This window comes from Cupriavidus sp. U2 (genome assembly GCF_009663685.2).
Taxonomy (GTDB): Bacteria; Pseudomonadota; Gammaproteobacteria; order Burkholderiales; family Burkholderiaceae; genus Cupriavidus; species Cupriavidus necator_C.
The window spans coordinates 21093-42115 of the sequence record NZ_RCOG02000029.1; the positions used below are offsets into that span (position 1 = coordinate 21093).

The 21023-nt window shown below is 64.2% G+C and carries 17 protein-coding genes and 1 pseudogene; 6 read left to right on the forward strand and 12 right to left on the reverse strand.

Annotated features, from left to right (window positions below):
- Positions 1-112: 112 nt before the first annotated feature.
- The 5 genes from D9X30_RS23480 to D9X30_RS23500 all read right to left on the reverse strand — a co-directional run bounded on the left by D9X30_RS23480 (position 113) and on the right by D9X30_RS23500 (position 6467).
- Complete coding sequence (locus tag D9X30_RS23480; RefSeq protein WP_153950233.1) at positions 113-1024, reverse strand: mechanosensitive ion channel family protein; 912 nt, start codon at positions 1022-1024, stop codon at positions 113-115.
- A 186-nt stretch (positions 1025-1210) separates the two neighbouring features.
- On the reverse strand, positions 1211-2107 hold the full coding sequence (locus tag D9X30_RS23485; protein ID WP_153950234.1) for a helix-turn-helix domain-containing protein: 897 nt from the start codon (positions 2105-2107) through the stop codon (positions 1211-1213).
- Positions 2108-2241: 134 nt separating this feature from the next.
- A complete protein-coding gene (locus D9X30_RS23490; RefSeq protein ID WP_153950235.1) occupies positions 2242-3537 on the reverse strand; it encodes an MFS transporter in 1296 nt (431 codons plus the stop codon).
- Positions 3538-3738: 201 nt separating this feature from the next.
- Positions 3739-5331 carry a peptide chain release factor 3 gene (locus D9X30_RS23495; RefSeq protein ID WP_249641067.1) on the reverse strand — a complete coding sequence of 531 codons (1593 nt, stop codon included), beginning with the start codon at positions 5329-5331 and terminating at the stop codon, positions 3739-3741.
- Positions 5332-5465: 134 nt separating this feature from the next.
- Positions 5466-6467, reverse strand: coding sequence for a YihY/virulence factor BrkB family protein (locus D9X30_RS23500; RefSeq protein WP_153950236.1), 1002 nt, complete (start codon positions 6465-6467; stop codon positions 5466-5468).
- A gap of 272 nt (positions 6468-6739) precedes the next feature.
- Here D9X30_RS23500 and D9X30_RS23505 point away from each other — a divergent pair, with 272 nt between their 5' ends.
- Positions 6740-6964 (forward strand): hypothetical protein, encoded by a 225-nt coding sequence (locus tag D9X30_RS23505; RefSeq protein ID WP_153950237.1) that lies wholly within the window; start codon positions 6740-6742, stop codon positions 6962-6964.
- A 333-nt stretch (positions 6965-7297) separates the two neighbouring features.
- On the opposite strand, the gene D9X30_RS23510 is transcribed toward D9X30_RS23505, so the two are convergent.
- A complete protein-coding gene (locus D9X30_RS23510) occupies positions 7298-7525 on the reverse strand; it encodes a hypothetical protein (protein ID WP_153950238.1) in 228 nt (75 codons plus the stop codon).
- 357 nt (positions 7526-7882) lie between these two features.
- On the opposite strand from D9X30_RS23510, the gene D9X30_RS23515 reads away from it, so the two are divergent.
- Positions 7883-8218 carry a hypothetical protein gene (locus D9X30_RS23515; RefSeq protein ID WP_153950239.1) on the forward strand — a complete coding sequence of 112 codons (336 nt, stop codon included), beginning with the start codon at positions 7883-7885 and terminating at the stop codon, positions 8216-8218.
- 162 nt (positions 8219-8380) lie between these two features.
- Here D9X30_RS23515 and D9X30_RS23520 read toward each other — a convergent pair whose 3' ends face one another.
- From D9X30_RS23520 to D9X30_RS23530, 3 genes are all read right to left on the reverse strand, one after another.
- Positions 8381-9754: a sigma-54-dependent transcriptional regulator gene (locus tag D9X30_RS23520; protein ID WP_153950240.1), complete on the reverse strand. Its 1374-nt coding sequence runs from the start codon at positions 9752-9754 to the stop codon at positions 8381-8383.
- Positions 9755-9882: 128 nt separating this feature from the next.
- Entirely contained in the window at positions 9883-10356 is a 474-nt protein-coding gene (locus tag D9X30_RS23525; protein WP_153950241.1) for a hypothetical protein, read from the reverse strand.
- A gap of 616 nt (positions 10357-10972) precedes the next feature.
- Complete coding sequence (locus D9X30_RS23530) at positions 10973-12331, reverse strand: NCS2 family permease (protein ID WP_153950242.1); 1359 nt, start codon at positions 12329-12331, stop codon at positions 10973-10975.
- Positions 12332-12643: 312 nt separating this feature from the next.
- Between D9X30_RS23530 and D9X30_RS23535 the strand changes: the two genes are divergently transcribed.
- Positions 12644-12847 carry a cold-shock protein gene (locus tag D9X30_RS23535; protein ID WP_029051093.1) on the forward strand — a complete coding sequence of 68 codons (204 nt, stop codon included), beginning with the start codon at positions 12644-12646 and terminating at the stop codon, positions 12845-12847.
- A gap of 1602 nt (positions 12848-14449) precedes the next feature.
- Complete coding sequence (locus D9X30_RS23540; protein ID WP_153950243.1) at positions 14450-15544, forward strand: replication protein RepA; 1095 nt, start codon at positions 14450-14452, stop codon at positions 15542-15544.
- Positions 15545-15686: 142 nt separating this feature from the next.
- Here the strand turns inward: D9X30_RS23540 and D9X30_RS23545 are convergent, their stop codons facing one another.
- The gene (locus D9X30_RS23545) at positions 15687-15890 is read right to left on the reverse strand and encodes a cold-shock protein (protein WP_006159056.1); all 204 of its coding nucleotides are present in this window, start codon (positions 15888-15890) and stop codon (positions 15687-15689) included.
- 416 nt (positions 15891-16306) lie between these two features.
- Between D9X30_RS23545 and D9X30_RS23550 the strand changes: the two genes are divergently transcribed.
- Both D9X30_RS23550 and D9X30_RS23555 read left to right on the forward strand, forming a co-directional pair.
- The gene (locus D9X30_RS23550) at positions 16307-16963 is read left to right on the forward strand and encodes an AAA family ATPase (RefSeq protein WP_249641068.1); all 657 of its coding nucleotides are present in this window, start codon (positions 16307-16309) and stop codon (positions 16961-16963) included.
- Between the two features lie 5 nt (positions 16964-16968).
- Positions 16969-17985 (forward strand): ParB/RepB/Spo0J family partition protein, encoded by a 1017-nt coding sequence (locus D9X30_RS23555; RefSeq protein WP_153950245.1) that lies wholly within the window; start codon positions 16969-16971, stop codon positions 17983-17985.
- Here the strand turns inward: D9X30_RS23555 and D9X30_RS23560 are convergent.
- Positions 17977-19614 carry a phage integrase family protein gene (locus D9X30_RS23560; RefSeq protein WP_249641069.1) on the reverse strand — a complete coding sequence of 546 codons (1638 nt, stop codon included), beginning with the start codon at positions 19612-19614 and terminating at the stop codon, positions 17977-17979. The genes D9X30_RS23555 and D9X30_RS23560 overlap by 9 nt on opposite strands.
- A 1101-nt stretch (positions 19615-20715) precedes the next feature.
- Positions 20716-21023: pseudogene (locus tag D9X30_RS23565) on the reverse strand (hydrolase); the annotation flags it as partial.

The window sequence follows — 21023 nt, forward strand, 5'->3', positions numbered from 1 at the left end:
CGATTTGAACCGCCGGGCCCTCTCCCCCTGCCCCGCTCCAGCAAGGCGGGAGCGGGGTGCAAACCCGAGCAACCGGCACAATCAGAAGCAAGGCGTACCCGTTTCTGCGACCTCAATTTGGGCGTCCCGACCCCGGCGCACGGCCTCGATAACCCTCTCCGTGCCCCGCCTCCGCAGTCTCGGCTTCCTCCAGATCCGGCACCCGCCCCTCCTGCACCGGCACGGCAATGCGGCAGCCAGCGCCCTCCACCGTGGCCTTCAGTCGCGCGTACAGCGCGAACTGCACGCTCCAGAAATCGTCGTTCGACGTCCAGTAGCGCGCGTTCAGCGTGACGCCGCGCTCGGTGTAGCGCACCACCATGACTTCGCGCTTCGGCTGGGGCAGCAGGCGCTTTTCGCTGTCGAGCATGGCCGCCAGTGCGTCCAGTCCGGCCTGGATCGGGCTGTCGAAGGTCACCGTGACCTCCATGTCCATCCGGCGCGTGGGGTTCTCGCTGTAGTTCATGATCGGACTGCCCCAGATCTTGCCGTTGGGCACGCGCAGGCAGACGCCATCGAACGTCTGCAGCTCGGTCATGAAGAGCCCCGTCTCGCGCACCGTGCCGGCCACGCCCTGCGCGTCGATGTACTGGCCCACGCGAAACGGCCGCAGCAGCACCAGCATGATGCCCGCGGCGATGTTTTGCAGCGTGCCCTGCAGTGCCAGGCCGATGGCCAGCCCGGCCGCGCCGAGCATCGCGATGATGCTGGCCGTCTGCACGCCGAACTGCGACAGCACCAGCACCACGGTCAGTACGCGGATCACCCATTGCACGATGCTGGCCAGCATGGGCCGCAGCGTATCGTCCACATGGGTGTGCTGCAGGGTCTGCCGCACCGCCCGGGCGGCCCGCGCGGACACCCACCATCCGATGATCAGGATGGTCAGGGCGGCCAGGCAGTTCAGGCCCTGGCTGACGGCGAACTGGGTCAGGTAGGCCCAGGTGGCTTCCAGCTTGGCGTGATCGATGAGGTTCAGGTCCATGCGTCCGGCTCCAGGGTGTCAAACCCCGCCAGACTTGCGAAGGACGTGCCAGCCGGACCACACCCGGCGGCAAAAGCGTACCCGTTTCTGCGTGATCGCCGACGGCGCAATGGCTGGCGGCGTGCTGTTCCGGGCGGGCCTCGGGCGTCACAACGGTCCCCACCGGGGGCCGTCCGTGTGCAGGATTTACAACTTGCCTGAAATTCCTGCCGCCGTGCGCCATTGGCCCGGCGTGACGCCGTAGGCCGCGCGAAAGCGGTTGCTGAAGTGGCTGGCGGAGGCAAAGCCGGCGCGGCTGGCCACCTGCTGCAGGGACAAGCGCCCGTCGTCCAGCAGCGCCCGCGCGCGGTCGAGCCGCGACCGCATGACCCAGGCGTGCGGCGCCATGCCGAACGACACCCGGAACATGCGCGCGAAGTGGAATTCCGACAGGCCGGCCAGTGCAGCCAGGTCGCCCAGGGTCGGATTTTCTGCGGGATGGGCGTGGATCCAGTCGGCCACGCGGCGTCTGACCTGCGCCGACAGCCCGCCGCGCCAGTTGGCCGCAGGCTGGCGCGCCCCATGGGATAGCAGCAGGTGGGTCACGGCCCCGTGCGCCATGGCGTTGCCGACCATGCGGCTGTCCGTGTCCTGCCAGTCCAGCGCCACCAGTTGGCGCGACAGGGCCGCCAGCCCGGCATCCTCGACGAACAGCCGGTCCTGCAGCTGCAGCGCGCGAGGCTCGGTGTCGAGCACGCGCACACAGTGCCAGGCCAGGTGTTCCGGCTGGAAGTAGAGATGCAGGAATCGCTGCGTGCCGCCCACATGCCAGGCCGATTCGTGTCCGGCCGGCAGCAGGCAAAGGCGGTCCGGGCCGCCCTTGCGATCGGGGGCATCCCGGCGATAGGTGGAATAGCCGCCTTCCAGGTACATCGACATCGTGTGGTGCCCAGGCCGGGCGTAGGCGGTGTCGTCGTGGCGGTTGCGCCAGAGCGCCAGCCCCAGGCCATCGCCCAGCACGCAGGCGCGCTCCAGCGACGCACGCGATTGGGTGAGCGCGGAAAACACGGCGTTGTCGGTGAGCGGCCGGTAGGTGTCTGCCATGGCGTGACTCTAATCCAATCCGGCTGGCCTGCGGACGGATCGCCGCCACGCAGAAACGGGTACGCCGGTGCGTGCGCGCCGACATGGAAAAAGGGCGGCCAGGCCGCCCTTTCGAAGGTTCGCGCCGGGCCGCATCAGCGTGCCGGCGCCGCCTTGTTGCCGGAAGCGTCCGCCCCGTGAGGGCCGGTCGGATGGTCGTGCAGGCGGTCGCGGTTGGTCAGCATCGGGAACAGCTTCATCCATGCCGCCACCACCAGGATCGTGCCGGCGCCGCCCAGCAGCACCGCGCCTACCGGCCCGAGCAGCGCCGCCGTCACGCCCGACTCGAACTCGCCAAGCTGGTTCGATGCGCCGATGAACACCGAGTTGACCGCGCCCACGCGGCCGCGCATGTCGTCGGGGGTATCGAGCTGCACCAGCGTCTGGCGCACCACCACGCTGATCATGTCCGACGCGCCGAGCACCACCAGTGCGACCATCGACAGCGGCAGCCACGTGGACACGCCGAACACCATCGTCGCCACGCCAAAAATGGCCACCGCGCCAAACATCACGCGGCCCACGCGGCGGTTCAGCGGATGCCGGGCCAGCCATAGCGCTGTCGCCAGCGCCCCGATGGCCGGCGACGACCGCAGCAGGCCCAGGCCCCACGGGCCGGTATGCAGGATGTCGCGCGCATAGATCGGCAACAGCGCCGTGGCGCCGCCCAGCAGCACCGCGAACAGGTCCAGGGACACCGCGCCCAGCAGCACCTGGTGGCTGCGGATATAGGCAAAGCCGGCGAACAGCGTCTTGATGCTGACCGGCGCCGTCAGGCGTTGCGCGGCCTGGCGCAGCTTCAGCGTGAACACCAGCGCCGCGGCGATGGCGAACAGCACGGCGCTGATCGCGTAGACCACGCCCGCGCCCGCCACATAGGCAAATCCGCCCAGCGCGGGTCCGATGATGATGGCGGTCTGCGCAGCCGAGCTGGCCAGCGCCACGGCGCGCGGCAACTGACGGGGCGTGACCACGCTGGGCAGCAGCGCCTGCAGCGTGGGGGTCTCGAAGGCCCGGCAGCCGCCCATGGCCGCCACGAAGAAGAAGATGTGCTCGCTGGTGACCCAGCCCGAGAAACTGGCCACGGCCATCGACGCCGCGATCACCGCTTCGAGCATCTGGCAGGTCCGCACGATGATGCGGCGGTCGAAACGGTCGGCCACATGGCCGGACATCAAGATCAGCGCGATCGATGGCAGGAACTGCACCAGTCCCACCATGCCGAGCATGAACGGATCGCGCGTCAGGTCGTACATCTGCCAGCCCACGGCGACCGTGAAGATCTGATAACCGATGGTGGTGCAGAGCCGGGCAAACCAGAAATGCCGGAAGGCGGGGTCGCGAAAGACGGAATCCGGCTCGTCGGCCGGCAGCGCGGAGGCGTTGGACATGGGGCTGGAAGCGCCCTGAGGGCGCAGGAGGCAGGCAATGTACGCAGTCGCGTACAAAGCTCAGGATTCTAGCCCAGACGCCGGCATTGCGCCGCGCCGGTGTTGTATCGTTGCCGACACAATGAAGTTATCAACACAGCACGCCAAGGCGGCCCGACCCCGTCGCGGAATCAGGCCCGCCGTGGGCCAGCCGAGGTCGGATCAGGCGATCTCGCGCGTTTCCAGGAAGCGGATATTCGGGAAACGCTCCTGCGTCAGGCGCAGGTTGACCAGGCTTGGGGCCAGGTAGACGTGATCGCCGGCGCCGTCGATGGCCACGTTGTGGCCGTTCTTGTCGATCAGTTTCTCGATCTCGGCCGGATCGCCCTTGAGCCAGCGCGCCGTGGCGCATTCATGCGACTCGAAGATAGCATCCACGCCATATTCGTGCTCCAGGCGGTGCGCCACGACGTCGAACTGCAGCATGCCGACGGCACCCAGCACCAGCTCGTTCGACATCAGCGGGCGGAACATCTGCGTGGCGCCCTCTTCGGCCAGCTGCTGCAGGCCCTTCTGCAGCTGCTTGACCTTCAGCGGGTTGTTCAGGCGCGCGCGGCGGAAGAATTCGGGCGCGAACGACGGAATCCCCGTGAAGCGCAGCGGCTCGCCTTCCGTGAACACGTCGCCCAGGCGGATCGTGCCGTGGTTCGGCACGCCGATGATGTCGCCGGCGTAGGCTTCCTCGGTCGTGTTGCGGTCCTGCGCCATGAACGTGATGGCGTTGTTGATGGCCACGGTCTTGCCCTGCGCCACGTGCAGCAGCTTCATGCCGCGGTCGAAGCGCCCCGAGCACACGCGCACGAACGCGATGCGGTCGCGGTGGCGCGGGTCCATGTTGGCCTGGATCTTGAACACGAAGCCGCTGAACTTGCCTTCCTGCGGTTCGACGGTACGCGATTCCGTCGCACGCGCCAGCGGCGGCGGCGACAGTTCGCACAAGGCGTCCAGCAGCGACTGCACGCCGAAGTTGTTGATCGCCGAACCGAAGTACACGGGCGTCTGCCTGCCGGCCAGGAAGGCCTCGCGGTCGAACGTGTGCGACGCGCCGCGCACCAGTTCGATCTCCATGCGCAGTTCGTCGGCCTGCGAACCCAGGATGCGGTCGAGTTCGGGGTTGTCGAGGCCATCGAGCATGGCGGCGGTACCCTTTTCGCCCTTCGGATCGAACAGCTGCACCTTGTCGTCGATCATGTGATACACGCCGCGGAACGCCTTGCCCATGCCGATCGGCCAGGTCATCGGCGCGCACTGGATCTTGAGCACGTCCTCGATTTCGTCGAGCAGCTCGATCGGCGAACGGCCTTCGCGGTCGAGCTTGTTGATGAACGTGAGGATCGGGGTGTCGCGCAGGCGGCAGACGTTCAGCAGCTTGATGGTCTGGGCTTCCACGCCGTTGACGGAGTCGATCACCATCACGGCCGAGTCCACGGCCGTCAGCGTCCGGTACGTGTCTTCGGAAAAGTCCTCGTGGCCCGGCGTGTCGAGCAGGTTCACGATGTTTTCCGGCGCGTCCGGGCGCGACTGGTACGGGAACTGCATCACCGACGACGTCACGGAGATGCCGCGCTGCTTTTCCAGCTCCATCCAGTCGGACGTGGCGTGACGGTCGGCCTTGCGGGCGCGCACTTCGCCGGCCACCTGGATGGCGCCGCCGAACCAGAGCAGCTTCTCGGTCAGCGTGGTCTTACCCGCATCCGGGTGGGAAATGATGGCAAACGTGCGGCGACGCGCAATTTCGGAAACGAGCGAACTCACGGCTTCAGGAATCGGGTAAGGGGCGATGGGCGAAAGGCGCCCGGGCTGGGCGCTGGCGCCGCTGGCATACGTTCGGGCGGGCGCCAGCGGCCTGGGAGCAACCCGGGACGTGTCCCGGGGATCGGATTGGGGCGCTATTTTACCGGTTCGCGGTGCCGGCCGGGGGCGTGCGTCGCCGGCGGGCGGTTTTCGCGCGCTGGATCATGCCCCCGCAGGCTGCCAAACTGCAATGCGTACTGCCGCGTCAGTTCGGCGCCGAAGAAGAAAATTTGTGCCGAATAATACACCCATAGCATCAGCGCCACGACCGATCCCGCCGCGCCGTACGATGACGCCACGGCACTGTTGCCCAGATACAGCCCGATCAGCCGCTTGCCCACCGAGAACAGCAGCGCGGTGATGATGGCGCCCATCAGCACGTCCCGCCACGCGATCCGCACGTTTGGCAGCATCTTGAAAATCGTGGCGAACAGCGCGGTGACCACGGCGAACGAGAAGGCGGTGGAAATCGCGTCGGCCACGGGCGCGAACCACGAGGCCGTCCAGAGCTGGCCCCAGAACCGGTTGACCACGGCCAGGGCCGCGTTGATCACCAGCGACACCAGCAGCATGAACGCCAACGCCAGCACGATGCTGAACGACAGCATGCGTGCGCGCAGCAGCTTTTTCCATCCGGCCCCGATTGGCGGGGGTGCCTGCCAGATATCGTCGAGGCTGCTCTTGAGCTCGGCGAACGCGCTCGTGGCGCCGACGATCAGGATGCCGAACGCGATCGTCGCCGCAATGCCGCTGCCGCCGGCGCGGTGCGTCGCCGCCAGGATGCTCTGGATGGCTGCCGCGCCCTGTTCGCCCACCAGTCCGTTGAGCTGCGAGAAAATTTCACCGCGCGCGGCTTCGGCCCCGAAGAACAGGCCGGCAATGGAGATGACCAGCACCAGGATCGGCGCCATCGAGAACAGCATGTAGAACGACAGCGCCGCGCCCTTGCTGGCCGCGCGGTGATCGAACCACGCCATGATGGCGGCCGATACCACGCGCACGGTGCGGCTGCCGGTATGGCGATCGGGCAGCCAGCGCCCGCGCCGGGGGCTGGGCGGCGAGCGGTCGGGCTTCTCGGGCACGTGTTCTGAAGGCATGCCGGGGGTGTCCTGGAGTGGGCTGGCGTCGGGCAGGTTCGGGCCGACAGGAAACGAGGCTGGCCTGGAGCCCTGGACCCTGGCCCCAAACATCGCCCCTGTGACGCATCCTGTCTGTCAGCCGAAGTCTGATGCGTGCGTTCATCATAGTGCGCTCGGGCCGCAGCCGACACGTCTGCCTGCTACAGTTGATCAAGGCACACATGCCGTACCGCCCGCGCCCGGTATATCCGCCGGGCACGCCGCGTGTCCGGCCCGAACAGGAGCCATACGTGATCTTCACCAAGAACGGCCAGCCCCAGCCCTTGACCGCTCACGCGGGCCGCGTTCCGTCCCGGCTGGTGCCCGGCCTGATCCTTTGCCTCGCGATGTTGTCGGGCTGCGAACGCAACCAGCCGCCGGGGCCGGGCCCCAAGCCGATATCGGGCAGCGCCGCCACAACGACCCCCACCCCCGTCACGAACGGCGCCTCCGGCACGCAGGCCGCGCCGCGCTGACGCGCCCACCGCTGCCGACGCACTGCGGCACCCCGGCGGCGGGCTGTCGTTGCGTATCCGCCGCGACCCCTGCGTACCCATTTCTGCGGACTCTCGCCGGTATCAGGGATGCAACCGGATGCACGCGCGGTCGGCGCGCAATATCCGGCGCGGCCGGACCTGCGGCGTTTCTATCGGCGTGCGGCAGTTCTGCCCCGAAAAGCAGACACGCCTGCAGGTTTGGCGGCTGCCAGGCTGCCCCTGTCCCACCTTGGCACCCGTGGACACCCCCGTGGCACCCGCTCGTTCGCTGCCGCGTTCGCGGCCGGCGCCGTGCATCCGGCAAGCCGGGTTTCATGCGTGACGGGTCCACGCGACCTGGCGTCCGCTTGTCGTAACACCGGCGTAACCGATTGCCGCCGCCGGGGCCTCATGGCGCGCGACATACAGCGCGGCGCTTGCCGGCAAGCCTTGTAAAACAAGCGTTTGCACCCGATTGGCACGCTTGTCGCTCTGTTTCGCATGGGAGAAGTCCGAGTCAAATAACAAAGAAAGCCAGAACGCAGGAGAAGACACTGCCATGCGTCATCCACCCGCCCGAATGACGGCGCGCCGCCGCGCCTATCGGCTTGCAGGCCCGCCCCCGTCCGTCAGGGAATTGCTCTCGCCGCCCCTGCTTCCGTCTCCACGGCAGGCCACGCGGCCGGTCACGTCGTTTTGCGCCACTGCCCATCGCAGTTCGGCCGCGCCAGCCAGCCGCCAGCGCAACGGGCATCCTGGCTGCTGACAGGCGCCTGACCGATGCATTTGGCCTGGCAGATGACGTGAAACAGGCTTTCGGGCACGCGCCCGTTGCTTTTTGGCGCGCCTGCACCTAAACAGGTTTACGTGCTCCGTCCCCCGGCGGGCACCTTTTTCCAGGAAGGGAGGGAGCAACCCATGTACGCCAGAGTGTTAGCCACCATCGCAGTGGCATTGCTCTCGACCGCGGCCGCGCCCGCACTGGCGGGCAACTACGCCTATTTCGACCGGCCGGAGGATGCAGACCTGAACAGTCACGCGGCAGTCAGCAACGATATCTATGTGCGGGCATTCGGCTGGGCCTGGGGCGACGTGCGCTTCAAGCCCGACCAGACGCCGGCACACTCCGCGCAACCGGCCGAACGGCAGGCGCGCGACTACATCACCGATCCCCACGACGTGTCGCCGGGGCGTCTGCAACATGACGACAGCGCGCCGCCTCGCGGGCGCCGTGGCAAGGTCAGCATGAGCTAGGGCCGCTGGCCGGCCAGTTTGCGCGGGCCAAGCCGCGCCAGCCTTCCGCCGCTGTCCGGGCGAAAGGACGAAGGGGATCCGGCGAGCGGACGTCGCCGGATCCCCCTTGGCGCCATTACGTCCTGGCGCGTTTTCCTTTGCCGGTCATCCGCGACGTTCCCGCTAGTCTCCCGAAGCGCTTGGCTGCAAGTCCACGCGGATATTGTGCTTGTGCATCAGCCGGTAAAGCGTCACGCGCGACACGTTCAGTTCGCGCGCCGCCGGCACCACGTGGAAGCCATGGCTGGCCATCACCGTGCGGATGGCTTCGCGCTCGGCTTCTTCGCGAATGGCGTCGAGCGTCTTGCGCGGGACTTCCACCCCGCCATGCAGCTGCAGGTCCTCGGCCGTGATCTTGCGGTTGTCGGTCATCACGATCGCACGCCGCACGCGGTTGATCAGTTCGCGCACATTGCCGGGCCAGCTGTATTGCATCATGGCCTGCGTCGCACACGTGGAGAACCCGCGGATGCGGCGATGCGCCTCGTGCCCATGTTCGGCCAGCACGGCGTTGGCCAGCAGCAGGATGTCTTCGCCGCGCTCGCGCAGCGGCGGGATGGTGAGCGTCAGCACGCAGAGCCGGTGGAACAGGTCGGAGCGGAAGCGGCCATCGCCCTGCGCCGCCACCAGGTCCACGTGCGTGGCCGAGATGATGCGCAGGTCCAGCGGAATCGACTGGTGGCCGCCCAGGCGCGTGATGGTGCCCTGCTGCAGGAACCGCAGCAGCGCCACCTGGCTTTCCAGCGGCAGGTCGCCAATTTCATCCAGAAACAGCGTGCCGCCCTGCGCCTGCTCGATCCAGCCGATCTTGCGCTGGTTGGCGCCGGTGAAAGCGCCCTTCTCGTAGCCGAACAGTTCGGACTGCACCAGGTGCGACGGAATGGCGCCGCAGTTGATGGCCACGAACGGCCCCTTGCGACGGCTCGACGCTTCGTGGATGGCCTGAGCGGCCAGTTCCTTGCCGGTGCCCGATTCGCCGGAGATAAACACCGGGGCATCGTTGTGCGCCACCTTGGCCAGCGACCGGAACATGGCACGCATCGGCTGGCATTCGCCGATCATGGGTCCGCGCGTGTTCTGCTCGGGCATGCGCGCGCCGTGCAGGCTGGCCATGCCGTGGGCGTGCTTGAGCGTGTAGAGCAGTTCGTCGAACGAAAACGGCGTGCGCACGTAATCCACGCAATAGTCGCGGATCAGCCGACGTACGCGTTCGTCCTCGAGCATGGCCGTCGAAGTTATGGCCACCCACATGACATGCAGATGCTGCAGTCCCTGCTCGAGCTGGGTCAGCTCGGCGTCGGTGTACGGCGCCTGCAGGTCGATGATGCCGGCCATCGGCGCGCTGCCGCGCACCGTGCGCTCCAGGTCTCGCACCTGTTGCACACGCCGGATTTCCCAGCCCGATCCGAACTGGGATGCACTGAAACCAAAATCCTCATAGCGCGACACGAGCACGATCTGTGCGGTGCGTGCGGGCGCCTTGCACAGTCGGTCCATGACGTTCTCCCTGACGTTGGGCTTCTTGTTGGTCGCAACGGAACCGGCGGCACGCGCGGCCGAGGGCCATTCGGCCCGGCCCGGTTCCGCCGGCTGCGCGGGCTGGCCCGCGCGCAACGTCTGGGGGATCACGGCGTGGACAAACTGCGTGATGGGTCTTCGAGCACGCTGGCACGATCGCCGGCCGCGCACAGTTCGTCGCGGATACGTCGGCGCACCATGTCTTTTTCGCGCATGAGCTCGATGCTGGGCGACTCCGGTTTCTGGCCCGAATACTGGTAGTACAGCGCCTTGTACGTCAGCTGGCTCAGGATCCATTCCTGCAGCAGCAGGCGCTGGCGGCACAGTTCGTTGGCCAGCAGGCGATGGCGCTGCAACAGCCCCTCGACTGCGGCGCGCGTGCGCGGCGAGAGTTCGTGGTCTTCGGCAAGAACGGCGGCAACGTCGGTGATGGCGTAGTCCTCGTGCCCTGCATCGCTCCCTTCATGCAGCGCGAAGTCTGCGGAGGCTTCTCCCAAGGCTTTCCATTGGCCCTGCGCCGGCTGACTGCCGGGCTGGCTGATGGGCCCGATGGCGGGACGCCGGATTTCTCCTGCGGTCATGATCTGTTCCCCGTTGAACAACATCCCCCGGCACTACACGTTCGCGTTTACCACTTTCTGTTCTGGATTTGAGCTGTCTTTGTCCGGTGCGCATGGATGTTCGCGCACTCTTTCTTTCGTGGTGGCGAAGCCGTCCTGCGAGGACGGTCTCATGATCGGCTGGCCCCGTTCTGGTGCTACCGGCGGGCCTCGCCAATTTGCTGTCGCGTGCGGTCGATGCACGTCGACGGCGCCCGGATCCCGGAGTCAACAAAGGGCGCTCTTGCGCGCCCTCAAATTTTTGCCACGCCTCTAGTTCAGTGCATTTCCCCCCTTTTGTCCAGCCCGGAATGTTGGCTGTCAGCCAAGTCTCATACTTTTGTATGAGACTTGGAAGCGGCTTTCGACTGCGCCTTGCTAGGTTAATGAGCACTTACATTCGTCGCAGAAACGGGTACGCCGTCGCGCTGCCGCACATCCGTTTGATACGCAGAAACAGGTACGCGTACATTCAGCGGCAGCGCCGGATGTCATCGTTTTCATTTTGAATGTGTCAAACCGCACCCGCCAATGCAAAGGGGATGGCGTTTCGGCCATCCCCACTTGTTTCATGAAACCTTCGCGTGCTGCGCGCCGCTCAATGCCCAGGCAAGTAGTAGAACTTGAACAGGAACACCGCGGCGATGATCCATGCCATCACGGGCACGTCCCTGGCGCGGCCCGTCAGCAGCTTCAGCGCGGCATATGAGATGAAGCCGAAAGCCACGCCGTTGGCCACCGAGTAGGTGAACGGCATGGCCAGCGCGGTCAGCACGGCGGGCACCACTTCGGTGACATCGCTCCAGTCGATGTCGACGAGTTCGCGCAACATCAGGCACGACACGTACAGCAACGCCGGCGCGGTGGCATAGGCCGGGACCGTGCCGGCCAGCGGCGCGATGAACAGGCACGCCAGGAACAGCACGGCCACAGTGACGGCGGTCAGGCCCGTGCGGCCGCCCGCCTGCACGCCCGACGCACTTTCGATATAGGCAGTGGTGGAGGACGTACCGAGCAGCGAACCCGCCATGATCGCGGTGCTGTCGGCCATAAGGGCCTTGTTCAGGCGGTCCATCTTGCCGGCCTTGAGCAGCCCCGCACGGTTGGCCACCCCCATCAGCGTGCCCGTGGCGTCAAACAGCTCCACCAGGAAGAACACCAGCACCACGTTGACGATGCCGATCGACAGCGCGCCGGAGATATCGAGCTTGAAGAGCGTGGGCGAGATCGACGGCGGCGCCGACACCACGCCGTGGAACCGGTTGCCCGCGAAAACGAAGCTGAGCACCGTGGTCAGCAGAATGCCAATCAGGATGGCGCCCTTCACCTTGAGCCGGTCCAGCGCCACGATCGCCAGGAAGCCAATGATGGCCAGCACGGCCTGCGGTTGGTGCAGGTCGCCGATGGTGACCAGCGTTGCGGGATTGCCGGTGATGATGCCCGCACTGTGCAACGCGATGATGGCAAGGAACAGACCGATACCGGCGGTGATGGCGCCGCGAATCGCGACGGGAATGCCCTTGACGATGGCTTCGCGTACGCGGAACAGCGTCACCACGAGGAACAGGCAGCCCGAGATGAACACGGCCCCGAGCGCAGCCTGCCACGGCAGGCCCATGCCTTTGACCACGGTATAGGCAAAGTAGGCGTTCAGCCCCATGCCAGGCGCCATGGCAATCGGGTAATTGGCATAGAAACCCATGATCAGCGTGCCGATAGCGGCAGCCAGGCACGTGGCCACGAAAACGGCATCCTTGGGCACGCCGGCATCGCCCAGGATGCTCGGGTTCACGAAGATGATGTAGGCCATCGTCAGGAACGTTGTGACGCCGGCCAGCACTTCGGTGCGCACGTCGGTGTTGTGTTCGCGCAGGCGGAAGAGGCGCTCCACAAGGCTCGATGAGGGGGATGCGGCGGATGGTTGGCTTGGCTGGCGGGCCTGTTCAGGGGTGGACATGGTGTCTCCGGGGTGCTCGGGCGGCGCGTGCGACACGCGTTGCCGGGTGCCGTGTTGACTCGACAATACGGAAAAGGCCGGATCATCCCACAAGCCGCCAGGTGCTTCCAGCCCCGGCCGGGGAATCCCTGCCTTGACGAGACCGGCAATCCCCCGTATAAATCTCCGCCAGATTCAAGCGACGAGGCAACAGTTCATTCGTTAGCCAACGTCTTGGTACTTCGGTTGTCCATGGTGTCCTTTCCTTGAGTTGGCAATACGGTGGTGTGCGCACCATCGGTTTCTTTTTTATTTTTTTTGGAAAGCAATACCATGCAAACCGGTATCGTAAAGTGGTTCAACGACGCCAAGGGCTTCGGTTTCATCAAGCCGGACGCTGGCGGTGACGATCTGTTCGCGCACTTCTCGGAAGTTCGCGCCGAGGGCTTCAAGTCGCTGCAAGAAAACCAACGCGTGTCGTTCGAAGTCAAGAACGGCCCGAAGGGCCTGCAAGCGGCTAACATCACCCCGATGTAAGTCCAGGCTGCACGCACGCTTCGGCGTGCGTCGCGTCCAAGAAACCCGCCATTGGCGGGTTTTTTTTCGTCCGTCCCCGGCGGACAGCTCCGGCCGCTGTTGCCGATACGGCGTATCCGCGACAAGCGGCCGCGGTCGCGGTCGTCTCCTCGCGTAGAACACCGGCTTCACGGTCCGCCTCCGCACATCAACCTATCCGTGCACGCTCCCGTCGGCTGCGGCTCGCAGAAACGGGTACGCGTTCCCGAGGGCCCCTCAGACCCGCCGCAGATACGGGTACGCCCGTCGTAGGCGTCGCGCAGAAATGGGTACGGACCGGCACCGCCACGCCTTCCTTGTGACCGGATTACAACATTTTGTGCAACGCAGAAACAGGTACGCTTTTTCGCTTCGCATGGCTTTTGCAGCACCTGGCATGGGCACTTATCCCGCCTAATGTTTAGGCAAGGCAGTTTTCCCCGCAGAATCTGGTTCGCATGATCGGGCGCCCACGTATACGTGGTTGGGACGCGGGCGCGGCGCAGAAATGGGTACGGTTTACGGCCACCGGAGGCCGCAGAAATGGGTACGCAAGGGATTTGAAGGCACTGCCGATTGTCCGTCCACGTTCGCTCGATGGCCTCCAGTCACGCAGAAACAGGTACGCAGGCTGCCTCAGCATGCTTGATTAGGAGGTGTGCAAAGTGTGGGCTGGCTTTGCGTATACGCGTTGATACAGCGTTGGCGTATACGCTCGGTCACCGTATCACCACGCGGGCAGCCCGCAGAATTGGGTACGGCCGGCAAGAAACGGACTGCTTTGCAGAACGCAGAAACGGGTACGCTTTGGCGGAAGGGGCGCCTGGAAGTCAACGTCCGCAGATTTGGGTACGTCGCAGAAACAGGTTCGACAAGGCATCATGGCGGCTTCCAACCCTGTATACGCAGAATCGGGTTCGTTTTCTTGCCGTCCAGACGCAGAAACGGGTACGCAAGGCACCCCGAACCTGGCGCGAGGCCGCCAAGGCGTACCTGATTCTGCGGGGATAAGGCCTTCAATCGCCCCGGACAAGCCGCGGTGACTGCCGGTTCGGCGCATGCTGCGCAGAAACGGGTACGCTTTGTGCTCGGCTTTCTGTGGAAAAGCCTGTGGGATCAGTGACTTATCCCCGCAGATTTCGGTTCGCCGATTTCGCTGAAACGGGTTCGCCTGGTCGCAGATTCGGGTTCGGGGCTACGCAGAAACGAGTACGTATGCCCGCAGAATCGGGTACGGAAGGGGTCGAAAAACGCTTTGCAATCAATGGCCTTGGCGCTCCGTATACGGTTTACGAGTAGTTAACCCGTATCGGTATCGTTTACTTGTAGTGGATGAGCAGCCAACCGTGGACAACCCTAGCGGGTTGCCCACCGTGCGGCCGCCATCTCACCAATCGCCAGATAACAGGCCAGTCAACACAACCAGCTGCAGGACGGGCCACTAGTTGGCCAAGCGACGTACCGCCCGACGCGCAGGGAACGGCAAACGGCATCCTCGCCAGATAAACACGTATACGTACCCGTTTCTGCGTGACAACGTATACGTGATCGCGTAAAAAGGCGGGTAATCCGAAGCCCATCAATATGTCGATCAAACGCTCTATGGCCTCCGAGGGAGAACGTGCCGTCCTGGAAGCGGACGCGGAACCGTCCCGCATCATCATTCCCGGGAACGAGAACGCCCTCGCGCCGTCCGAGAAATTCCAGCGTCTTTTCGACGAAGCCCAGGCCATGGAGCGCGAAGACGCGTGGCAAAGTGGCGAAGTAGGCTTCCTGAGTCGTGCAAGCGTGCAGGTCACCCTTCCGTATCGCGCACCGAAGGGTGCGCCGCCCGTGTGGACACGCACCAGCGGCAATATCTCGCTGATGATTCAGCCTGGTTACTTCACACAGCAACGCTCCGAGCGCGCGTCGAATGGCCGGCAGAAGCTTGTCTCGGAAACCGTGTCGCTGGGATATCCGTACGGCTCCTACCCGCGCCTGATGCTTGCCTGGATCGGCAAGGAGATCATGGCCAAGAAGAAGCGCGGCGAGTTCACCGGAACGGTGGAAGACCGTCGGATTTCGCTTGGCAACTCGCTGTCGGAGTTCATGTACAACCTTGGCATTCCGATGGCCACGGGGGGCAAGCGCGGCACGATGACGCTGGTTCGGCAGCAGATGATCCGGCTGTTTTCGGCCACGATCGCCATCGTCCAGAACAAGTCGGTGCCAGTGCCGAATCAGGCACCCAATCATGAACCCCTGTCGATCGATCGGGTCGGCTATTTGCTGGCCGATCAGCTGTCGACCTGGTGGGACCCGATGCAGCCCGGGCAGGGCTCGATGTTTGAGAGCTTCGTCGTGCTGTCGGAGCCGTTCTTCAACGAACTGGTCAACCGGCCTGTACCGGTCGATATGCGCGCCCTCAAGGCGCTGAAGCAGTCGCCGTTCGCGCTCGACGTGTATTCGTGGCTCACCTATCGGTTCTTCACGATCCAGCGCCGGACGGAAATCCCGTGGGAAGCGTTGCAGATGCAGTTCGGGACCGAAACGGAGAGCGAACGCAAGTTCCGGGCGCTGTTCCGCAAGGCGCTCAAGGACGTGCTCGTTGTCTATCCTGGCGCGAAGGTCGATGCGGACTCTTCCAAGGCGCTGATCCTCCAGCCGTCGCGTACGAGCGTGCGCAAGCTCGGATAAGGGCTTGCGGCAGGGGCCAGCGCGGCGTGGCGCTCCAGGCGGGACGGGCCGGCTGTAAAGCAAGAAGGGCAAGCTTGCGCTTGCCCTTCTTGCTTACCGGTCAGTCATCTCGACGACCGCCGGGAAACTGCAGCGGTTCGCTTCAGGCCGGCTTGATCGCAGAAGCCTGCAGGCCCTTCGGACCTTGCTTGACTTCAAACGTCACACGCTGACCATCCTTCAGGGTCTTGAAACCCGAGCCCTGAATCTCCGAGAAGTGGGCAAACAGGTCTGCGCCGCCATCGTCGGGAGTAATGAAGCCGAAACCCTTGGTCTCGTTGAACCACTTGACCGTACCGGTTGCCATAAGAAAGTCCTTTCGAAGCAAGTTCGTTTTACACAACGCAAACAACCGTTCAAGCACGCTGGGGTCTCGTAGATACCGAACGGAAGTCAACGAGTTGACACGACTTGACTCGACTGTAACGGGCATCATAACCACATTGTGTTGCGGTGTCATGTGCGCCGTAATGCGCACTACCTTTACTTTAGGCGGAGTCTGTACCGCTTTTCAAGAAGAAGAATCCCCAAAGTTGATATAGGCGGGTTTCTCCCACCCTGGCATTTCTAGCGCTTCGACACGCCCTCGCTGCCTCTTTTCCCAAGGTTTCCAATTTATTTAAATTTTCGAAAATGGGTTGTAGCGCACTGTGGGATTGGCTAAAGTTTCGCCTTGATTGAACACCATCATTCGCGCTTTCAGCGCTGAAAGTGAGGCCCCAAGTGGCAGCAAAGATCATCACCGTTTTCAACCAGAAAGGCGGCTGCGGCAAGACCACCGTTAGCATGCATCTCGCTGGCACATTGGGACTCCGTGGCGCGCGCTCGATGCTCGTCGACATGGACGAGCAGGGCACAGCCACCAGATGGGCAGCGCAGGCCAGCGATGAACGGCCCTTCCCGGCGTCTGTCATCGGGCTCGCGCCGTCGGGCGGCGCCATGCATCGGGAAGTCCGCAAGTTCGTGCATGACTACGACTACATTCTTGTCGACTGCCCGCCGGCCGTACACTCGGCGGCTCCGTCCAGCGCGCTGCTGATATCCGACCTGGCGATTATTCCCGTGGTCCCGTCGCCGCCCGATTTGTGGGCCGCCGTTGCGGCCAAGACGCTGGCGCAGCATGCGCAGGTACAGAACGAGACCCTGCAGATTCGCGTCATGGCGAACATGGTCCAACGACGCGTCTCCATCGCGCGACAGGCTATCGAGATTCTTGGCGACGACGGCGAAGTGCCCCTGCTGAATTCGATGATCGGCTCGCGCTCGGCGTTTCGCGAGTGCCAGGCGATCGGCTGCACGGTCCATGGAGTTCCGGGTGCGCGGGAGGCGATCCAGGAAGTCGACATGATGGTGGACGAGGTCCTGTCCTTGATTGAGTAATACGAATGGCAACGAAACTGAAAAGCCTGAAGGCCGGCATGCTCGCCGGCATGGCCGCGGAAAAGACCCGCAGCGACGCGATCGACCGGTTCGCACGTGCGGAAGCCGCGCTCTCCGAGCATCCGAACGGCCTTCTGCAGAACCAGCGCCCCCCGCAGGCGTCGGCGACTTTCAGCGCTGAAAGTACGGTCGCCAATGCGGAAGGGCGCATGCTGATTCGCGTGCCTATCGCGAACCTGCACGACAACCCATTCAACGCGCGACGCATTTACGATCCTGCCGTGGTGCAGGAGCGCGCCGCGTCGATCGCCACGCATGGCCAGAAGACGCCGGGCCTGGCTGCCCCCGATCCTGCGCGGCCGGGGCAATACATCCTGATCGACGGGCACTATCGAAAGCGCGCCCTGGCATCCGCTGGCAAGCTGGAGATGGAATGCTTTATCGAGGACGATCTTAGCGACCTCGATTTTTACCGGCTCTCGTTCCTGCTTAACGAGCAGCGATCGGACCAGTCTGCACTGGACAACGCCATTGCCTGGCGTCAACTGCTGGACGAAGGCAAGGTTCAGAAAGAAGAAGAGATCTGTGAACTGACCGGGATGTCCGCCGGCACGGTCAACAAGACGCTGGCACTACTGAAGTTGCCTGAATCGGTGCTCGCTGTCATGCGCGAGCGGCCCAGCGCCATCGGCATTTCGGCCGGCTACGAGTTGACCCTCTATTGCAAGATCGCCGGCGAGGATCGCACCCGCGAGCTGGCCACGCGCATCATGAACGACGGACTGTCGAGCCGCGAGGTGGAATCGATCCGGAAACACGCGCAAGAAGGCAAGTCTCGCAAGGTCAAGGAAATCAGCCGCCAGTACAAGATTCGCACCGAGGCAGGTCAACTGCTGGGGACGATCAAGGAATGGGATTCCGGACGCATCATGCTCGATGTCCAGCTGACCGATCGCAATGCCCGGGAAGATCTGCTGGAAGTCCTGAAGGCCCGCTTCGGCCTGGACAAGACGCTACTCTGATCTCGGGAGCCTGAGCTGGCGGGGTGTGAACGCCGCCGGCACATCATCGTTCGCGGCAACGAAGCGCCGCCAGCTGACGCGCAACAGCCGCTCCAGCCCGCTCGAAGAGTAGCCGGCCGCCGTCTGCGACCGCTTAGCCCGACCCCGTTCGGTGTCAGGGAAATCAACCGGCGCGAGCAAGGCGGCGTCGGGACGCTCGCCTGAAAAACTTCCATCCCATTCCAGCTCGCGATCGCCCCAGTGCATCAGCAGCGCCTGCCACACATCGGCGTCCAGTGAGATGTCCCCCGCCCTTGCGGCACTCTTTGCCTCCAGTGCCAGATGGACGCCGGCGACACCGGGCGCCAAATGCGCGATGCGAAGCGACGACAGTTCGATCACGCGCAGTCCGTGCCGTGCAATCAGCAAGGCCGCGGCCCGCGCTGCGCGCTGCTGCGGCGACGGCGTGTCGTTCGCAAGCCAGTCCAGGAAGCGATCGACCGGAATCGTCGACACTGCGCGCGGCTTTTCGGGCGAAGTCGGCGGCACCTCCGCCGCCGAGGTGTCTGCCGACAAGGCCTGCGGCGGGGTGAGCGCATCGTGCGCATTCAAGGGAACTCGCTCGCGCGGCTGCCGGCCACGTTTGCGCGGCACTTCGTTAAGAAGCGCGCCAAGTAGAGACCGGACAACGCGCAGGGCAGCTTCGCAGGAACTGGTACGCAAAGGCCCTTCGAATGGCCGCCAATGCACCTTGTCGCGTGCGCTGGCGGGGCCGCACCAGAAGTCAGCCGGTTGGGGGTCTGCGAGAAACGACTGGTACGCCATAAGGTCTGCAGCGGATAGCGAGCGCAGTGAACTGCCCTTTCGCGCGGCCCAGAGCAGCAAACGTTCGGCCTCGCGCCGATAGCTCTTCCACGTGTTCGGCGATGATTCCTTCGCCTTCAACCAATGCCGTACCAAGCGCAGATCTTCGGCCAGTTCCCTTTCGAGGGCAGTGCGCCCGCCGTCCATGCGCATCAGTTCCAATGGGACGGGCACACGCATGGTCGGAGATAACGGCGCAGACAAAAGCGCCTTTCGCGCCACAAAATCATCAGGTAGAAGTACAAAATCCCGCAGCTTGATATCGGACGTTGCCTGTTGACCGGCCAGCCAGCGCACCACGGTTTCGCAGGATCTCCTACCGATTCGGGGGACGTGACGCCACCAACTGCTTCCCCGCCGATTGGCCAAGGTCATGAGATCGGCGATGGTATGGATGTCCGCGGCCATCAGTCGGCGGGCCAGGCTAGGCCCGAACCACAGCGTCACACGGTGGGACGGCAGAGGCCGCCCCTGACCTAGCTGTTCGATCGACGACAGCGCCTCGACCCGGCGGGACATGCCTGTGTCCGACCGGCCGCGCAGCGCCTCGAACATCTCGGCGATATCCGGGCGGTCGTGCTGGAGGGCGAACTGGACCAGCCGGTCGCGCAGCGACAGAATGCGTTGGATCGCCTGATGCTCGGTCAGGTCATCATCGTCATCGGGATCCAGCAGATAGCGGTTGGCGATATCGATCGGGCGCATGCCCTGCGCATACGCACGCACCACTGCGAATTCGGTGCGGGTCAGCTTTGTCGCCGCCAGGGTGTCATGATCAGCGGACACGCCTGGGCTCCAGATACTGTGCCGTTAGGAGCACATTTAGACCTGGAATCGATCGCTGTTGTCGACTTCCCACGGCATCCGAAGCAGCCCCGTGGCGCAACGGAGCGCCGAAGCCGCCGCATATGGGATCAGCTACGTAAGTGACTGATTTGCAACCAAAAGTTTTCATCCCCAATCCTGGCCGGCCCATTCTGCACATAAAAATGCAATGCAAATTATTTTAATGCAAGCCCGCGCACATGGGGAAATTTCGGCGGAGACAAGGTGAAGGCAGCACGGCGACCGATTCTGAAGGGCTGAGGCCCCATATGGCCGAATGATCCTGGCTCGGACGATACCAGAAGCCAGGCGGCCCCAAGGCGCCTTAGCGGCTGCGTAGGGCGCGAGCACGGCCAGGAAGGCCGAGCGCCGTCGCGACAACAAGCTGACACCTTCATGGTCCGGAAAAATGCCTGTGGCACGCCCACAGCCCCCGGCGGGACATATCTGCATGCCGGACGTGCGCCTCAAATCCAGCTAACGAATGTGAGCCCGGTTTCAGCGGCGCCCTTCATTCGTGGTGCATGCGAACGTTGCGAGGACCGGGACAAGACATCCGCCGCGCAATGCGCTTCGCCTACAGCAGACACCCGCGTCGTTGCGGCCACTGTGAGTGCGCAGCAGCCGCTTTTCCGTAATGGATCACGGGTTGCCTAAATGCCCTGCAGGGGAGAAAAACATGTCGTTGCACCTGTCATTCCGCAGCGTTGATTTAAAAGGAATTTCATACGCAGCAGTGAGTACGCTTTGGGTCCGGTGACGTGGTTATCGACGCATGGAAGTGCGCGGCGAGCGCGTCTCTCGCAACGCAACAGGCGTATACGTATACGCGTATACGCATTCCGCTACCGCCTAGCCTCCCGGTTCCGTGACGGCGCACCCAACGGAAAAAACCGCAAAATACGCATCATTCGTTCGAATGATTTTTCACAGGCTCCAGAGCGATCGCATCACTAATCCACCGAATAAATTGCGTCGAACGAACACGGGCACGCGAGCGCCACCCCGGTGGGTGATGGCGCTCACGTGCCCGCTTTTGTGGGAGCTGTTGGAAGTCTTCGATCAGTACTCGATCACCGGCGCATGCACCGGGGCGATCGACGGATGGGCGCTCTGCGTGCGCTGGGCGGCCTTGTGCACCATCGTGTAGGCGTAGTCGATGCCCATGCCGTAGGCGCCCGAGTGTTCCTTCGCCAGGCCCGTCACCGCGTCGTACGTTTCCTTGTTCTTCCAGTCACGCTGCCATTCCAGCAGGACCTGCTGCCACGTCACCGGTACCACGCCGGCCTGGATCATGCGCTGCATGGCGTAGTCGTGCGCTTCCTTGGTGGTGCCGCCCGAGGCGTCGGCCACCATGTAGATCTCGTAAT